The sequence below is a fragment of the Limosilactobacillus reuteri genome, assembly GCF_002254085.1.
GTDB lineage: Bacteria > Bacillota > Bacilli > Lactobacillales > Lactobacillaceae > Limosilactobacillus > Limosilactobacillus reuteri_K.
In genome coordinates, this window is record NZ_NGPY01000088.1 from 47,608 (window position 1) to 62,406 (window position 14,799).

A 14,799-nucleotide genomic window follows, 5' to 3' on the forward strand; every position below is an offset into this window, starting at 1 on the left:
AAGTTACATCTTTGTTACTATCTAATGAAAAAGCTCTAATAATTTATCAGAACTATTTAACTGTTCCGGCAAAACTTGGATTAAAATATGGACTAATCGTGTAAGTTGCAACATTAGTACCTGGTTTAGCAGCAGCAACATACTGGTTATTACCAGTATAAATTGCAGTATGGTAAGTTGAACCATGGTTACCCCAGAATAAAAGATCACCTGGCTTAGCTTCACTAACTGGATGTTGATCAACACAATTTTCAAGTGCTCCTGTATAGTGTGGTAATTGCTTACCTTCCGCATTAGCATAAACATACTTAACTAATCCAGAACAATCCATTCCACTAAGGCTTTCACCACCCCATACGTACGGAACGCTATTAGAGTTAGCAATCTTAGTGGCAAGACTAACTACAGAACCATGTTGTAAATCTTGATTAGTAGTTGTTGCTTGCTGTGCAGGTTGACTAGCAGCCGCTTGTGATTGTTGCGGTTGAGTTTGTGATGTTACAGCAGTTGTTTGTTGTGAAGCAGCAGTATTACTATTCTGAACGTTAACCGTTGCTTGTGATGCTGGGGCAGTCTGTGATTGTGGAGCTTGACTTGCTACTGGAGCTGCTTGAACAAATGATTGTCCATATAAAGCGGCAGTATTGGCAGCTGTTGATGCAGCCTGACTAACAGTAAAGTTTTGTGTTTGTGGTGCAACACTATTTTCAGCTGAGGTAGAAGCAACCTGAACATTAGGCTGAGTAGTATCTGTTGCAGTTGATGAAACTGTTACATCAGCAGAAGTTGAAGTTGTACTACTATTATTGGCTGCACTTTGGTTAGGAACAGCTACTGTTGAGGCAGTTGAAACTTGTTGCATTGTACTTGAAGCAGGCGTTGCTGAAGTTCCTGCTGGTTGGCTACTAGCCACAGCTTGTTGAGGCACAGAAGCAGAAGCAACTACTGAAGTTTGAACCTGAACCGATGAAGTTGCATCTGTCGATTGAGCAACTGGTTGCTGAGGTGATACACTTGCATCAGCAACAGGAGCGCTTACAACAGGTGCGTTTACAGCAGTTGAGATTGCGGGACCCGTTACACTGAGTTGTTGTCCAATGTATAATGAGTCATTAGTGCTTAGGTTATTCCATGCCATTAATTGACTAACCGTTACATTATAACGATCAGCAATAGAGCTAAGCGTGTCGCCAGGCTTAACAGTATAACTACCATCAGCATTCAAATCTGCGCTAGCATCATGTTGAGTAGTAGGCAACGTTAATTGTTGGCCAACTGTAATTAAGTCAACGCTGTCATTTACCTTCTTAACTGAAGGATTTGCTTGTTCCAATGCACTAACAGAAAGTCCATGTTGTTTTGCAAGCCCCCAAATAGTATCACCAGACTTAACAGTAAGCTGTTCAGCATTAACTGCTTGTGTTGTTACTGCTAATAAACTTAAGGCACTAACTGCTCCTGCAAAAACGCCACGAGATCGATGGTTATTTGAATGATGTGTTCTTTTTTTACTCATATAAATAAAACACCCTCCCAATAAGTTCCTAAAAACTAAACAAACAATAATAAATTAGTGAAATACACAATTCTAACTTTACCATTAATTTTTAAATGCGTATAGCAATTATTAGATAGTTCTTAAAAAACGTTACTATTTCTTAAAATATTAACTATTATAATAATATTTAATCTATCATTTCGTTCTTTACACGATCCATACGGGTTACTAACAACAATTCAATAATTGTAATAATACTCATTAATAGAACTGAGTAACGACTGGTTGTCATGAAAACAATAATTGCTAGAATACATAAGATCCAATTTAACCGTTTTTCTTGACGAATTACCCGAATAAAATCCTTCGTAACTTTATCTGGTCGTTGACTTGCCAAAAAGCCGAGTTGACTATGCAAACGATTTTCCCAAATTACTAATCCTAAAAAGGCAATTGAAATAATAAACGTTATTAGGTTATTCATCATTCTCCTCACTATCATCGACATGAATCGTCTTATTATTTGCTTGTGATTCATTGTATCGCGCAGACAAAATCTGCTGATACTTTTCCATGATTACTTTATTGATCGGTGTATCATTTAGGGTTGGATATTTTTCTTTTATTTTTTCCAAAACATCATCTGAAAAGTCATAGATGGTCTTAACTTCCTTTTCACCATTAAGAAATGCCATCGTCTCATCATAGTCCAGGATTACTAGATCCCGCTGTGTACGATCAGCATCTGGTTGGTGCAGAACATCTGGATCATCTTTTAAATCTTCCCGAAAGCCATTTTCATCATATTGATATTTATTATCTTCCATTTTAAATTCTCCTTGGTTATCTTCCAATTCATTATACGGTCTTTATCAGACTAAGCCAAGCTAGTAATTGCTATAAAAAAGCCAGCTGGACCTTGCCTAACTGACCTTTTAATTCTTAATTATTAACATGACTCACTTTAATTAAACGCGCAACATTTTCCGCTGTTTGAGCAATATCAATAGGTGCATCCGCTAATGCTGCTTCTAATGGTTTAGCCCCTTCAGGAGTTGCAAAAATTGCATCAATGGCCGTGGATGAATATAAGTCATTTACACCCTTTCCAATATTTCCAGCCAACACAATTACTGGAGCATTAGGCGCCACCTCTTTAGTTGCCTTAGCGACTCCATATGGCGTTTTACCAAATTTAGTCTGGAAGTCAATTCCTCCTTCACCGGTAAAAACATAATCAGCACCAACTGCTTTTTTTCGTAGTTGCGTTGCTTCAATCACTAACTCTACTCCTCGCTTCATTGTCGCACCGGTAAAAGCTATTAATCCGGCTAAACCAACGGCTGCCCCTGCCCCTGCTGTTTGTTCAACGTCTGGCCCACCAGCTGCAACTATTTTTCGTGCATAATGATGAAGATTTTTGTCCAAGAGATTAACCATTTCTTCATCAGCGCCCTTTTGAGGACCAAATACTGGTGCTGCCCCATCTTTTCCTGTTAATGGGTTGGTAACGTCTGATGCAATTTGGATATTCACTTTTTTTAATCGGGGATCTAAGCCTCTAAAATCGATTTGATTTAAACTTGCTAACACACCACCGCCTAAATCAATTTCATGATTATCAGCATCCAATAAACGTGCTCCAAGTGCTTGGGCCATTCCAGCTCCACCATCAACAGTTGCACTTCCACCAATGCCAATAATTATTTTTTTAACATTATGGTCAAGAGCATCCTTAATTAACTCGCCGGTACCATATGTAGTTGTAATAAGCGGGTTCGCAGTCTCCTTATTAACAAATTGAAGCCCACTTGCCGCCGCCATCTCAATCACTGCTGTTTCCCCATCACCTAATATCCCATACTCAGCATTAACTAATTTATTTAATGGGTTGTGGACTTTAGCAATCATTTTTTGACCGTTAGTCGCATCAACTAAGGATTGAACAGTCCCCTCTCCTCCATCAGCCATTGGGACTAAAACATACTCGGCATTCGGAAACACTCTTTTGATTCCTTCTGCCATCACATTTGCTGCTTCTTTTGCCGTTAATCCGCCTTTAAATGAATCTGGGGCAATTACAAATTTCATCACTGATCATCCTTTCATTTATATCATACAAAAAATACTCCCTATATTCAGAGAGTATTTTTTGTATGATATAAAATTTTAAACTAACCCATTTGCAACTAACCGTTCTGCATTTTCAACGGTATTCCAAGCAGCCCCTTTAAGGAGATTGTCAGCAACAACCCACATATTAAAAGAACCAGGATTTTCTTCATCTGAACGGAGGCGACCAACAAAAGTGTCACGCTTCCCAACAGCATTAATTGGTTGAGGATAAACCTGGTGCGCAGGATCATCCTGCAGAACTACCCCGGGAGCGTCCTTTAATACTGCCCGCAATTGGTCAACAGTTACTGTTGGATCGTCAACAGTAAAGTAAATTGATTCTCCATGAGCAATTGGGACAGGTACCCGAACACAAGTGGCAGTAACCTTAATATCCTTAGCGTCCATATCGTTTAACATGATCTTCTTTGTTTCATGGATCATCTTCCATTCTTCATGAGAGTAACCATCATCTTCAAAGACATCGATCTGCGGCAATAAATTAAAAGCTAATGGATAATGCTTCTTGTCACCCTTTGTTGGCAAAATCTTGGCATCTGCTTGCATGTCTTTACCATCAAGGTAGTCTTGAGTTTCTTGTCGCAATTCATTTAAAGCTGATTGGCCTGCTCCTGAAGCCGCCTGGTAAGTTGAAACAATAATTTGATTCAATCCAAATGCTTGGCGGATTGGTTCCAATGCTACCACCATTTGAATTGTCGAACAGTTAGGATTAGCAATAATTCCGTGATGATTTTTTAATGCCTCTTCATTTACTTCTGGAACTACTAGGGGTACATCGGGTTCCATCCGAAAAGCACTAGTATTATCAACACAAACTGCTCCCCGTTTTACTGCTTCTGGAAGGAACTTTTTTGATACTGATCCACCAGCAGATGAAAGCACAATATCAACCCCATCAAAAGAATCAGGTGTTGTTTCTTCAACAGTGATCGGTTGGCCCTTAAATGATAATTGTTTACCAGCTGACTTAGCGGATGCCAGTAATTTCACACTCTTTACTGGAATTGTTGACTGTTCCAATTGCTGAATCATCCGTGTACCAACTGCACCAGTAGCACCTAAAATTGCGACATTATATTCTTTACTCATCTTAGTTCCTTCTTTCAACCTATCCTAAATTATTCATAAAATTTTGTAACCGTTCAATCGCCGTATCAATAACAGAATCTGCCGCTGCATATGATAAGCGAATGTATCCTTCTCCACCAGGACCAAATGCACTCCCGGGAATTACGCCAACTTTAGCTTCATGGGCTAATTTACGAGCAAAGGCGAGATCATCCTTCCCAAATTGAGCAGGGATTTTGGCAAAAATATAAAATGCGCCATCTGGCAATGCAATTTCAAAGCCCATCTTTCGCATTGCACTCGCAAGTTTATCTCTCCGTTGACGATAAGCCTGCTTAAATTTTTGTGGATCATCAGCCCCGTTTTCTAATGCTTCAATCGCGGCCGCTTGCGCAGTATCATTTGGGCACGTTACCATAAATGAATGCATCTTTGACATCGTTGAAATAAATTCTTCCGGGCCAGCCACATATCCTAAACGATAACCTGTCATTGCATGTGATTTTGATAAACCACTAATCAAGATTGTCTGCTCAGGCAAAAGCGTTGCAAGTGAATGAAACGGTTGATCGTACATCAACGAACTATAAATCTCATCAACAATCGCATAGATATGGTGTTCTTCAATTACTTTAGCTAATGCTTCTAGCTCTTCTTCAGTGTATGAGCGGCCAGTTGGATTATTAGGATAATTTAAGAGAACGGCCTTTACTGCAGGCCCCTCTTTTGCTAATACCTCTTCTAGTCTTTCAGCAGACAGTAAAAAACCATCATCAGCAGTGTTAACTTTGATTGGTTCAGCACCAGTTAGGGAAACACTCGGGAAGTATAGCGAAAATGCTGGAGTGGGAATAATTACTTTATCTCCCGAGTTTAGCATCGCAAATGTTGTCGCGGTTACCGCTTCTGTTGCCCCAATCGTGACTACAATTTCGGTTTCAGGGTCATAGTAAACATGACGACTTTGTTCAAGATATTTACTAATCGCTTTGCGTAATTCGATTTTACCCTTACTTGGTGAATAGTGAGAATCATCGTTTTGAATACTTTCGATTGCTGCCTTTTTAACGTGATCTGGCACGGCAAAGTCCGGTTCCCCAAGTGTTAATTTTACTAATCCAGGAACGGCAGAAATTTCTTCATCAAATGCGCGAATCTGTGCTGGCGGAACAGCTGCCAAATGACTATTTACGGTGGTTGCTAATTCAGCATGAAGTCTTGGCATTTTTTCACCCTCTTATAAAATATTTTCTAGGCCAATTACTAATTTTGATAATCCGTCAACTTTTTCCAGAGCAACCTTAACCCCATTCATGAAGGATTGACGGTCAAATGAATCTTGGCGGATAGTCAGGGCCTCGCCATCACCACCAAAGAGAACTTGTTCATGAGCAATGTACCCCGGAAGCCGAACAGCATGAATCTTAATTCCATGGTAGTCGCCACCCCGCGCACCAGTTAAGCTCTCTGTTTCATCAGGATTTGTCTCATGGGCAGGACGAACTTGATCAATCAACTTTGCGGTACTCAAAGCCGTTCCCGATGGGGCATCCTTCTTATCGCCATGATGTATTTCAATAATTTCAACGTCCGGGAAATATTTAGCCGCTTCCTGAGCAAATTTCATAAGAAGAACTGCTGACATCCCAAAATTAGCAGCGATCAATCCACCCACTTGTTTTTCTTCACTGAGACGAACCAAGTCTGCTTGTTGTTCATCGGTTAAGCCGGTCGTTCCAACAATCGGCCTCATTCCGTGTTCAAGTGCAAACCTAACATTCTGATAAACGGCACTCGGCAAGGTGAAATCAATCCAAATATCAGCAACTCCATCATCAATTTCATCCAAAGTTTGATAAGGATGAACAGATGATGCAAGGTGAAAATCAGTCATATTCTCTTTTGTTAAGGTTGGTGCAAGCGCAGCGGTAATTTCAAATCCATCAAGCGAGTTTACTAGATCAACCGCCTTTTGTCCCATTGCTCCAGTCGCACCAGCAATTAAAACTTTTTTCATGCTTTATTCCCCCAAATTTAAAGGTAAGTTCTTAGTAGTCAGTGAATTAGTAGGTAATGATAAGGCAGCCTCTAATTCGCGTTTTTCTTCTTCATTTAATGGAAGGATTGGTAAGCGACAACTACCAACGTTAAAACCTTGCGCATTCAAAACCGCTTTAACTGGTGATGGTGATGGGAACATAAACAAAGCAGCCATCCGGGGAGTTAACCACCGTTGCAACTTACCAGCAGTTTGATAATCGCCTCGGTATAGTGAGTCATACATTTGGCGCATTTGATCGACATAAGTATGGGAAGCAACCGAGATAACTCCATTTGCTCCTAAAACCCGGGCAGTTAGTGCCTGTGCATCTTCACCTGTGAAAACTGCAAAATCAGGGTCGCGGTGTTCAACAATGTATTCAAGTTCTTCCAAAGATGTACATTGTTTTACAGCGGCGATATTTTGATGGTGCGACAATTCTACTACGGTTTCCTGAGCCATCTTTACCCCTGTACGACCAGGAATGTTGTAAATGATGATTGGGAGGGCAACATTATCCGCAACTGCTGTAAAATGAGCAACCATTCCCCGTTGGTTAGGTTTGTTATAAGGAGGAACAACAACAAGGGCATAATCGATACCGTTAATTTGCGCAACCTCATTAGTAAAGGCAATCGTTTCCTTAGTATTATTGCTCCCAGTTCCAGCAATAACCGGAACCCGTCCGTTTACAATTTCACCGAAATGTTGGTATAGCTCAATTTTTTCATCATGAGTGAGTTCCGGAGTTTCCCCAGTAGTCCCCCCGATAACAAAACCGTTGCTCCCATGTTCAATTAAGTAATTTGTCAAATACTCTAAACGACCATAATCAATATTTCCCTCATCATCAAAGGGGGTTACAATTGCCGTCATTAAGTCTGCATTTTGTAATACTGTCATATTCTTTCCTCCATTATTTATTCCCTGCTAATTTTGCATTCGATATTCAAGAAAACCAGTAATCGCATCTACTCCACGTTTAATTGCTTTTTCATTGGGGGTAAGGGTGGCCGAATGTAATTGTGAATCATCTTCAACCCCAAGCCAAAACATGGTTCCTGGAAATTTAGCCAGTAAGTAGCCAAAGTCTTCCCCAGTCATTGCTGGCTCTGTTTCGATAAAGTTTACAGTTGGTGTTTCTTCCATGTAATGGATAAACCGTTTTGTTAATTCTGGATTATTCTCTACTGGCCAATAGCCACCCTGATTTAATTCAAGGGAAACATCCATGTTAAAACTACGCCCGATTCCTTCACATACGTCCTTCAAGCGATCATCAATAGTTTCAATCATCGTCTGCGTTAGTCCTCGAATCGTTCCTTCAATCCGCGTATGTCCAGCAATAACATTTCGAATTGTCCCGCCGTCAATCTTTCCTAAGGTAATTACACCACTTTGAATAGGATCGATACTCCGCGAAATCACAGTCTGCACTTGAAGAATCAATGATGCTGCCGCAACGACTGTATCATTAGCATTTTGAGGATACGCCGCGTGACCGCCCTTACCATTGAGGTCAATATTAACTTCCGTGGTTCCCGCAAACAAGGTCCCCATCCGACAGCCAATTACTCCTGCTGGTAAATCAGGATTATCATGCAAACCGTAAAACTCATCTGGTTTCCACTTTCCACTAAATAAGCCTAGTTCATATGCCCGCTTTCCACCATTTTCGCTTTCTTCGGCCGGTTGGAAGAAAAACAGGATATTATCTTGCGGCTGGTGTTCACTAAAATAATTCAATACGCCTAATGCAACCGTCATATGAATGTCATGACCACAGGCGTGCATTATTCCCGGATGAGTTGATGAATATGGCAAGCCTGTTTGTTCCTCAACTGGTAAGGCATCGATGTCTGTTCGATACCCAATTGTTCGTTGTGGATTCTGACCATGAACTAACACCATAAGGGCAGTTGGTAATTCCTTAAAGGTACGAACTTCTAAAAAAGCTTGGTTAAAACCAGCAATCGTCTCCACTAAGTATTGGTGGGTGTCAAATTCCTGGAGAGCCAGTTCTGGAATTTGATGGAGGTGACGACGAATTTGAATTAATTCTTCTTCTGTTAACATCTCGACCTCCTCCTAGAGCTTCCGTAAATCGTCCTCTAATTCAGTTTTGCCAGCGGTTTGGTCATCGACATTTTTAATAAACTTAGCAGGAACTCCCGCAACCATCGTATGAGGAGCAACGTCATGAGTAACAATTGCCCCAGCAGCAATTACGGCTCCTTCTCCTACATGAACCCCTTCAATTACCACCGCATTGGCGCCAATCATTACATTATCATCGATGCGGACTGGTTCAGCTGAAGCTGGTTCAACCACTCCAGCTAATACAGTACCAGCACCAATATGACAGTGGCGACCAACAATTGCACGGCCACCAAGAACTGCCCCCATATCAATCATCGAATCGGCACCAATTTCAGAACCAATATTAATTGTTGCGCCCATCATAATGACAGCATTGTCACCAATAAGCACTTTATCGCGAATAATTGCTCCCGGCTCAATGCGGGCATTAATATTCTTCAAATCAAGCAAAGGAACTGCTGAATTACGCGCATCGTTTTCCACATGGTAAGATTCAATTGCTGAACTGTATTCCTTTAATAACGGTTCGATAACTGTCCAATCACCGAAAATAACACCCGTATGCTGTTCAAGAAATGTTTCTACTTCTGCGGGAAATTCTAAATCACCCAGATTTCCTTTAAGGTAGACCTTTACCGGTGTCTTCTTGGGTGCGTTACTAATGTAGTTAATGATTGTTTGTGCATCTAATTCAGCCATAATTATTTACCTCTTTCTTCCTTTATATATGTCAAATTATTGTTGGTATGGTTCATCCAAATGAATTAAATCATCGTAAGTTTCTCGTTTAATTACAACCTGAGCTGTGCCTTTTTCCGCAAAGACAACTGCTGGACGAGGATTCCGATTATAATTTGAAGCCATTGAATAGCCATAAGCACCAGTATCAAGCATTGCCAAGACATCCCCTGGTTTCGTAGCCGGTAATGCCTGATTCTGACTAAGGATATCACCAGACTCGCAATACTTTCCTGCCATCCGAACATGTTCAACCACTTCTGCTCGAGGATTATTTGCTAAGACCGTTTCATATTGTGCTTCATAAAGTGCTGGACGAATGTTATCGCCCATCCCGCCATCAACTGTTACATATGGCTTCAATCCTGGTACATCTTTACGTGATCCAACAGTATAAAGATTATAGCCGGCAGGCCCCGCGATTGAACGTCCTGGTTCTATCCAAATTGCTGGCATGGTAAGGTTTGTTTCTTTAATTTCAGTTTTGATGGCCTTAATAATTGCTGCCACAAATTCTTCTGGAGCAAGTGGTGTATCATCTTTTACATAACGAATTCCAAAGCCACCTCCAACATTGATCACAGCAGCTTGGTAGTTGAATTTTTCTTGCCAGTGGGCGGCAACTTCAACCAACTTCTTAGCTACCCCTTCAAATCCCGCAAGTTCAAAAATCTGTGAACCAATATGGGCATGCAATCCTTTCATTTGCATTCGGGGATTCTCAAGAACTTTTGCTAACGCCTCATCTGCTTGTCCTGATTGAAGGTCAAATCCAAATTTACTGTCAACTTGACCAGTTTGAATGTACTTATTTGTATGAGCAGAAATTCCAGGAGTAATTCGCAACATCACATCAACATGCGCATCATGCTCTTCCAAAACGTCTGCTAGCAATTCAATCTCATGGAAGTTATCAATCATGATTGTTCCCACGTGATGGTCAATTGCCATTTCCAATTCTTCCCGTGATTTATTATTCCCGTGAAAACTAACATTAGCCATTGGAAAGCCCGCTTTGATTGCCGTATACAATTCACCACCAGAAACAACATCAACATGCGCACCTTCTACAGCAACCACTTGATACATTGCGATTGCTGAAAAAGCCTTACTAGCATAGCTAACTGCATAATCAACACTGTTTTCTTCAAAAACCTGCTTAAATGCTCGGATCTGGTGGCGAATTTGTTGAACATCATAAACAACTAACGGGGTACCAAACCGGTGAGCTAAATCAATCGCATCACATCCCCCAATTGTTAGGTGACCAGCGGCATTTAATTGTTGATCAGTAATCTGTTCGTTCATTTGTAATTCCTCCATGAGATTTGTAGTAAAGAGGCTATAAAAAAATCCACTGTCTGCGCAAACAAACAGTGGAATTCACTTATCCATTCTGATTTGTCGATAGCGCAACGCAGGCTCTTATTGTCCTGCGACAGTCCGTAGCTTGTTCAACTACGACCCAGCTACTTAATATGCCAAACTAAGCGCTTCGGCAACTTCCCTGTTCAACTAACCTCAACGTCTTGGCGAACTAAATTAGTTTACTAGTGTCGGTTGCGCCTCTTCGATTTATACATAGCTTATAAGTCTTTTATGAGAATGTCAATACAAATAATTAAATTTAAAAAAGTTTTTTTAATCCATTAGATGTAAGAAAGTTAATTTCACTAAACTTTTGTAACTTAAAAGCTTGCATGTCACCTCCAATGTGTTAGAATTCGATTAAATTATTTTAGAGATAAATTAGCAACCCTAATTATCTCAAAGGAGTATTTTAAGTATGAAAGTCGTAAAGTTTGGTGGAAGTTCTCTTGCTAATGGAGAAGCCTTTCAAAATGCAATTAATATTATTACTTCTGACCCCCAACGCCGGGTAATTGTCACTTCTGCACCGGGTAAACGTTTTGCCGATGATATTAAGGTTACTGACTTACTGATTAGATATGCCCAAACAGTAATTGCAGGCCAAAATCCCCAAGAAATCGTTGAACAAATTTTAAATCGATATCAAGAGATTGCTGCTTATTTTGGCTTACCAGCAGATAAATTGATTCCGCTAGCCGAACGACTGGAAGGCCTTCCTAACCATACGTATCCAAATGATAACTATCTCTTGGCCGCTTTCAAGGCTCATGGTGAACGCTTAAATGCCCAATTAATGGCCATCCTTTTGCAGCATTTAGGTTATGAAGCACGTTTTGTGACACCAAGTGAAGCTGGTATTATCGTTACTGGAACGCCCAATAATGCTAACGTTATTCCAGAAACTTACGCAAATTTGAGTCATTTTACGTTTAATGAGCACGAATTATTAATATTCCCCGGTTTCTATGGGCTTACCCTTGCCGGACACATTGCTACTTTTTCCCGTGGTGGTTCTGATATCACTGGCGCAATTCTCGCGCGCGGTCTTCATGCCTCTACTTACGAGAATTTCACTGATGTTGATGCTATTTACTCAGCCAATCCACAAATTGTCGATCATCCGCAACCAATTACTACCATGACTTATCGAGAAATGCGGGAACTATCTTATGCTGGTTTTTCCGTCTTTCACGATGAAGCATTGATTCCTGCCATTCAAGGAAATATTCCAATTAATGTTCGTAATACTAATGATCCTGAAAAGCCAGGAACAATGATTGTCCCTGATAAAGATTTTCAACCAAGCGACATTGTAACAGGGGTCGTGAGCGGAAAACACTTTGCAGCCCTCTACCTGCACAAATATCTCCTTAACAAGCAAGCAGGTTTTACTCTTCGTATTCTTGAAATTCTCGCAAAGCACAACGTCTCATACGAACATATGCCTTCAGGAATCGATGATATAACAATTATCCTTGATCGGAATGCAATTAATGACCAATTAATCGATACCATCTGCAATGAAATTCAAGAAGAGATTAATCCTGACCGTTTAGAATGGATTGACAATTATGCAATTATCATGGTTGTTGGTGAAGGTATGCGTAATCGCACGGGAGTAATCGATGATATTTTAATGCCCCTAGCTGAAAAACACATTGCGGTTCCCATGATTAATCAAGGAGCTTCACGAATTGCAATTATGATTGGGACATACAACGAAGATGCAGATGAAGCTGTTCGAGCTATCTACCATCGCTTTTTTGCAAATTAGGAGGAACTATTTATGGTGCAATTATTAAAAGTCCACGGATCACAAAATGCCTTTTTTATCCTTGACCAAACGCAACTGACCAATCCCCTTACTGATGAAGAATTAGTTTCATTTACCCAGCAAATAACCGATGCACAAAATGGCGTTCTCGGTGGTGCTGATGGCGTTTTAGTTGTTAACCATCCAACTAGACCAGGATCAGCAGCACAAATGCGGGTAATTAACGCAGATGGTAGTGAGGCCTCAATGTGCGGTAATGGTTTAAGAACGGTTGCTCGTTATGTAGCAGAACGTGATAATTTAACCGATTTTAAAGTCGATACAATGAATGCTAGTCTTCGTGTTCGGCAGCATGAAGACCTTGCATCCGGAGTTCCCGCTTTTGCCGTTGAAATTTCACCAGTAAAGTTTGACCGCACTGCTTTGCCATTTGATAACCTTGGTCATGAGCGCCTGTTAGACACCCTTGTCCCTGAATTATATCCTAGTCTTCGTTTTTCAGCCCTTGCTGTTCCAAATCCCCACTTAATTAGTTTTGTTAGTATGGAAGAACTAAATGGCTCAGCACTTGAAGAATTAGGGACACGGTTAAATAGTGATAATCCTTACTTCAGTGATGGGGTAAATGTTAACTTTGGCCATATTCTCGGTCATAACAAACTCTTTGTAAAAACTTTTGAACGTGGTGTTGGCTTTACGAATGCTTGCGGGACAGGTATGTCTGCCACTAGTCTCGCTTTAGCCCTCACTCATCCAGACGCAGCATCACTTAATGAACCAATTAGTGTTTATAATCCTGGTGGCATGGTTAAGACAATTCTTCACCGTGATGACTACAACTACTGGGTCGAACTAATCGGTAATGCTACGTTTACTAATATTATTACTGTAGAGGAGTCAACAATTCACCAAGAAAATCTTGATGAGCTTCAAAGCAGTAGCGTTGAAACGGATGAAAACAAAGCATATTTGGCTTTTGTTAATTCACTGCCTTCCTTAAAATTTGAAAACTAAAAAAATTTAAAAGATAAAATCGATGAAAATTCAGTTTCAACTCTGAATTTTCATCGATTTTTAATTTATTTACGATTAAACAATGTATCAATTGATTGGTTATTGTGGATACGAACAATTGCTTCTTTTAATAAATCGTCCACTGATAATTGAACCAGCTTAGGGAATTCCTTCTCTTTTGGCAGTTGAATTGTATCTGTTACAATCATCTTTTCAAGAGGAGAATTTTGCAACGTATTTACCGCATCGGCTGATAATACTGCGTGCGTAGCAATACCATAAACCTTAGCTGCCCCAAAATTCTTCAAGGCTTGCGCAGATAAGTTCATCCGGACACCAGTATCAACAATATCGTCAACAATAATCGCAGTCTTTCCCTTTACGTCTCCAATTACATACTCAGGTACTTCTTGTTCAGTTCGTTCCCGAACTTCATCGTTACGGTTGTCAATAATCGCAATAGACGCTTTAATTCGTTCAGCATATTTCCGTGCTAAATTAACACCGGCATGATCAGGGGCAACTACTACAATATCATCCCCCAAGTTTTGCTCTTCAATATATTTGGTAAAAAGACTGGTTGCTTGAAGATGATCAACAGGAATATCAAAGAAACCTTGAACTTGCGGAGCATGAAGGTCAATCGTTACTAGTCGACTAATTTGATCCATTTCAAGAAGGTTCGCGATCAATTTAGCTGTAATTGGTTCACGGCTTCGTGCTTTTCGATCTTGACGTGCATAGCCATAGTATGGCATTACTACGTTAATCTTGGCCGCACTTGCCCGCCGTAGAGCATCAACCATAATTAATAGTTCCATCAAGTTAGTGTTAACTGGATCAGAAACTGACTGAATGACATAAACCTCACAGCCACGAATACTTTCGTCAATTGTAATTTTAATTTCACCATCAGCAAAATGACTAATGGAAGCTTTACTCAACGGAATCCCCACGCGTTGAGCAATTTGTTCAGCTAGTTTTGGATTTGAATTTAGTGAAAATAAACGCACATTATCGGCATTTTTTATCTGGGTCATTTTTATACTCCTTTAA

14 protein-coding genes and 1 riboswitch are annotated in these 14,799 nt (G+C 40.3%); of the genes, 2 read left to right on the forward strand and 12 right to left on the reverse strand.

Translation table 11 applies throughout. The annotated features are described in order from the left end of the window. Nucleotides 1-52 precede the first annotated feature (52 nt). From CBG10_RS10310 to lysA, 11 genes are all read right to left on the reverse strand, one after another. Nucleotides 53-1,516 carry a C40 family peptidase gene (locus CBG10_RS10310; RefSeq protein WP_094512514.1) on the reverse strand — a complete coding sequence of 488 codons (1,464 nt, stop codon included), beginning with the start codon at nt 1,514-1,516 and terminating at the stop codon, nt 53-55. A 169-nt stretch (nt 1,517-1,685) separates the two neighbouring features. Beyond that, the gene (locus tag CBG10_RS10315) at nt 1,686-1,985 is read right to left on the reverse strand and encodes a hypothetical protein (RefSeq protein ID WP_019252627.1); all 300 of its coding nucleotides are present in this window, start codon (nt 1,983-1,985) and stop codon (nt 1,686-1,688) included. Next, the gene (locus CBG10_RS10320) at nt 1,975-2,325 is read right to left on the reverse strand and encodes a hypothetical protein (protein WP_029507929.1); all 351 of its coding nucleotides are present in this window, start codon (nt 2,323-2,325) and stop codon (nt 1,975-1,977) included. Before CBG10_RS10320 ends, CBG10_RS10315 begins: the two co-directional genes overlap by 11 nt. Before the next feature lie 115 nt (nt 2,326-2,440). After that, nucleotides 2,441-3,589, reverse strand: a complete 1,149-nt coding sequence (locus tag CBG10_RS10325) for a glycerate kinase (RefSeq protein ID WP_094512515.1) — start codon at nt 3,587-3,589, stop codon at nt 2,441-2,443. 78 nt (nt 3,590-3,667) lie between these two features. Continuing rightward, on the reverse strand, nt 3,668-4,726 hold the full coding sequence (locus tag CBG10_RS10330; RefSeq protein ID WP_094502553.1) for an aspartate-semialdehyde dehydrogenase: 1,059 nt from the start codon (nt 4,724-4,726) through the stop codon (nt 3,668-3,670). Nucleotides 4,727-4,745: 19 nt separating this feature from the next. Beyond that, nucleotides 4,746-5,930, reverse strand: coding sequence for an aminotransferase class I/II-fold pyridoxal phosphate-dependent enzyme (locus tag CBG10_RS10335; RefSeq protein WP_094508645.1), 1,185 nt, complete (start codon nt 5,928-5,930; stop codon nt 4,746-4,748). Between the two features lie 12 nt (nt 5,931-5,942). After that, the gene (dapB, locus tag CBG10_RS10340; RefSeq protein WP_094512517.1) at nt 5,943-6,722 is read right to left on the reverse strand and encodes a 4-hydroxy-tetrahydrodipicolinate reductase; all 780 of its coding nucleotides are present in this window, start codon (nt 6,720-6,722) and stop codon (nt 5,943-5,945) included. Nucleotides 6,723-6,725: 3 nt separating this feature from the next. Next, a complete protein-coding gene (dapA, locus tag CBG10_RS10345) occupies nt 6,726-7,649 on the reverse strand; it encodes a 4-hydroxy-tetrahydrodipicolinate synthase (RefSeq protein WP_094512519.1) in 924 nt (307 codons plus the stop codon). 27 nt (nt 7,650-7,676) lie between these two features. Continuing rightward, nucleotides 7,677-8,822 carry an N-acetyldiaminopimelate deacetylase gene (locus tag CBG10_RS10350; protein ID WP_094512520.1) on the reverse strand — a complete coding sequence of 382 codons (1,146 nt, stop codon included), beginning with the start codon at nt 8,820-8,822 and terminating at the stop codon, nt 7,677-7,679. 12 nt (nt 8,823-8,834) lie between these two features. Next, nucleotides 8,835-9,545, reverse strand: a complete 711-nt coding sequence (dapD, locus tag CBG10_RS10355) for a 2,3,4,5-tetrahydropyridine-2,6-dicarboxylate N-acetyltransferase (protein ID WP_094512522.1) — start codon at nt 9,543-9,545, stop codon at nt 8,835-8,837. A 36-nt stretch (nt 9,546-9,581) separates the two neighbouring features. Next, a complete protein-coding gene (gene lysA, locus CBG10_RS10360) occupies nt 9,582-10,892 on the reverse strand; it encodes a diaminopimelate decarboxylase (RefSeq protein WP_094512524.1) in 1,311 nt (436 codons plus the stop codon). A 91-nt stretch (nt 10,893-10,983) separates the two neighbouring features. Next, nucleotides 10,984-11,163, reverse strand: a riboswitch (Lysine riboswitch). Nucleotides 11,164-11,370: 207 nt separating this feature from the next. On the opposite strand from lysA, the gene CBG10_RS10365 reads away from it, so the two are divergent. Further along, nucleotides 11,371-12,729, forward strand: a complete 1,359-nt coding sequence (locus tag CBG10_RS10365) for an aspartate kinase (RefSeq protein WP_094512526.1) — start codon at nt 11,371-11,373, stop codon at nt 12,727-12,729. 12 nt (nt 12,730-12,741) lie between these two features. Further along, a complete protein-coding gene (gene dapF / locus CBG10_RS10370) occupies nt 12,742-13,743 on the forward strand; it encodes a diaminopimelate epimerase (protein ID WP_094512527.1) in 1,002 nt (333 codons plus the stop codon). 65 nt (nt 13,744-13,808) lie between these two features. Here dapF and CBG10_RS10375 read toward each other — a convergent pair whose 3' ends face one another. Continuing rightward, nucleotides 13,809-14,783, reverse strand: coding sequence for a ribose-phosphate diphosphokinase (locus CBG10_RS10375; protein WP_019254307.1), 975 nt, complete (start codon nt 14,781-14,783; stop codon nt 13,809-13,811). Nucleotides 14,784-14,799 lie beyond the last annotated feature (16 nt).